Annotated in this window: 1 rRNA gene (running past one end of the window); it reads left to right on the top strand. The window is 56.7% G+C overall.

What is annotated here, in order from left to right:
* Positions 1-143 precede the first annotated feature (143 nt).
* Positions 144-3082: ribosomal RNA gene (locus tag IE134_RS31040) — 23S ribosomal RNA — on the top strand (it continues 227 nt past the right edge of the window).

Here is a 3082-nt window from a genome sequence, read left to right as displayed (position 1 = left end):
GTCGGGCACGTTGTTGGGTATCTGAGGGTACGGCCGATTATGGTTGTTCCTTCTGATCCGGCCCCAGTGAACTCGTCTGTAAGGACGGGGTGGTGGGTGGCTGGTCGTTGTTTGAGAACTGCACAGTGGACGCGAGCATCTGTGGCCAAGTTTTTAAGGGCGCACGGTGGATGCCTTGGCACCAGGAACCGATGAAGGACGTGGGAGGCCACGATAGTCCCCGGGGAGCTGTCAACCAAGCTTTGATCCGGGGGTTTCCGAATGGGGAAACCCGGCAGTCGTCATGGGCTGTCACCCGCTGCTGAACACATAGGCAGTGTGGAGGGAACGAGGGGAAGTGAAACATCTCAGTACCCTCAGGAAGAGAAAACAACCGTGATTCCGGGAGTAGTGGCGAGCGAAACTGGATGAGGCCAAACCGTATGCGTGTGATACCCGGCAGGGGTTGCGCATGCGGGGTTGTGGGATCTCTCTTTCATAGTCTGCCGGCTGTGAGACGAGTCAGAAACCGTTGATGTAGGCGAAGGACATGCGAAAGGTCCGGCGTAGAGGGTAAGACCCCCGTAGCTGAAACATTAACGGCTCGTTTGAGAGACACCCAAGTAGCACGGGGCCCGAGAAATCCCGTGTGAATCTGGCGGGACCACCCGCTAAGCCTAAATATTCCCTGGTGACCGATAGCGGATAGTACCGTGAGGGAATGGTGAAAAGTACCGCGGGAGCGGAGTGAAATAGTACCTGAAACCGTGTGCCTACAAGCCGTGGGAGCGTCGCTGTCAGCACTTGTGCTGTCAGTCGTGACTGCGTGCCTTTTGAAGAATGAGCCTGCGAGTTAGCGGTGTGTAGCGAGGTTAACCCGTGTGGGGAAGCCGTAGCGAAAGCGAGTCCGAACAGGGCGTTTGAGTTGCACGCTCTAGACCCGAAGCGGAGTGATCTAGCCATGGGCAGGTTGAAGCGGAGGTAAGACTTCGTGGAGGACCGAACCCACCAGGGTTGAAAACCTGGGGGATGACCTGTGGTTAGGGGTGAAAGGCCAATCAAACTCCGTGATAGCTGGTTCTCCCCGAAATGCATTTAGGTGCAGCGTCGTGTGTTTCTTGCCGGAGGTAGAGCACTGGATAGGCGATGGGCCCTACCGGGTTACTGACCTTAGCCAAACTCCGAATGCCGGTAAGTGAGAGCGCGGCAGTGAGACTGTGGGGGATAAGCTCCATGGTCGAGAGGGAAACAGCCCAGAGCATCGACTAAGGCCCCTAAGCGTACGCTAAGTGGGAAAGGATGTGGAGTCGCAGAGACAACCAGGAGGTTGGCTTAGAAGCAGCCACCCTTGAAAGAGTGCGTAATAGCTCACTGGTCAAGTGATTCCGCGCCGACAATGTAGCGGGGCTCAAGCGTACCGCCGAAGTCGTGTCATTCCAGCATGTACCCCCAACGGGGGCTGGGATGGGTAGGGGAGCGTCGTGTGCCGGGTGAAGCAGCCGCGGAAGCGAGTTGTGGACGGTTCACGAGTGAGAATGCAGGCATGAGTAGCGATACACACGTGAGAAACGTGTGCGCCGATTGACTAAGGGTTCCTGGGTCAAGCTGATCTGCCCAGGGTAAGTCGGGACCTAAGGCGAGGCCGACAGGCGTAGTCGATGGACAACCGGTTGATATTCCGGTACCCGCTTTGAAACGCCCAGTACTGAATCAGGCGATGCTAAGTCCGTGAAGCCGGCCCGATCTCTTCGGAGTTGAGGGTAGTGGTGGAGCCGATGAACCAGACTTGTAGTAGGTAAGCGATGGGGTGACGCAGGAAGGTAGTCCAGCCCGGGCGGTGGTTGTCCCGGGGTAAGGGTGTAGGACGTTGTGTAGGCAAATCCGCACAACATGAGTCTGAGACCTGATGCCGAGCCGATTGTGGTGAAGTGGATGATCCTATGCTGTCGAGAAAAGCCTCTAGCGAGTTTCATGGCGGCCCGTACCCTAAACCGACTCAGGTGGTCAGGTAGAGAATACCGAGGCGTTCGGGTGAACTATGGTTAAGGAACTCGGCAAAATGCCCCCGTAACTTCGGGAGAAGGGGGGCCATCACCGGTGATAGCACTTGCTGCTTGAGCTGGGGGTGGCCGCAGAGACCAGCGAGAAGCGACTGTTTACTAAAAACACAGGTCCGTGCGAAGCCGTAAGGCGATGTATACGGACTGACGCCTGCCCGGTGCTGGAACGTTAAGGGGACCGGTTAGCTGCCTTTCGGGGTGGCGAAGCTGAGAACTTAAGCGCCAGTAAACGGCGGTGGTAACTATAACCATCCTAAGGTAGCGAAATTCCTTGTCGGGTAAGTTCCGACCTGCACGAATGGCGTAACGACTTCTCGACTGTCTCAACCATAGGCCCGGTGAAATTGCACTACGAGTAAAGATGCTCGTTTCGCGCAGCAGGACGGAAAGACCCCGGGACCTTTACTATAGTTTGATATTGGTGTTCGGTTCGGCTTGTGTAGGATAGGTGGGAGACTTTGAAGCGGCCACGCCAGTGGTTGTGGAGTCGTCGTTGAAATACCACTCTGGTCGTGCTGGATGTCTAACCTGGGTCCGTGATCCGGATCAGGGACAGTGTCTGATGGGTAGTTTAACTGGGGCGGTTGCCTCCTAAAGAGTAACGGAGGCGCCCAAAGGTTCCCTCAGCCTGGTTGGTAATCAGGTGTTGAGTGTAAGTGCACAAGGGAGCTTGACTGTGAGACCGACGGGTCGAGCAGGGACGAAAGTCGGGACTAGTGATCCGGCAGTGGCTTGTGGAAGCGCTGTCGCTCAACGGATAAAAGGTACCCCGGGGATAACAGGCTGATCTTCCCCAAGAGTCCATATCGACGGGATGGTTTGGCACCTCGATGTCGGCTCGTCGCATCCTGGGGCTGGAGTCGGTCCCAAGGGTTGGGCTGTTCGCCCATTAAAGCGGTACGCGAGCTGGGTTTAGAACGTCGTGAGACAGTTCGGTCCCTATCCGCTGTGCGCGTAGGAATATTGAGAAGGGCTGTCCCTAGTACGAGAGGACCGGGACGGACGAACCTCTGGTGTGCCAGTTGTCCTGCCAAGGGCATGGC

The sequence above is a fragment of the Streptomyces rubiginosohelvolus genome (genome assembly GCF_014649875.1).
GTDB classification, from domain to species: Bacteria; Actinomycetota; Actinomycetes; order Streptomycetales; family Streptomycetaceae; genus Streptomyces; species Streptomyces rubiginosohelvolus.
The sequence above is the reverse complement of the archived record's forward strand: the minus strand, read 5'-3'. Positions and strand labels throughout refer to the sequence as shown.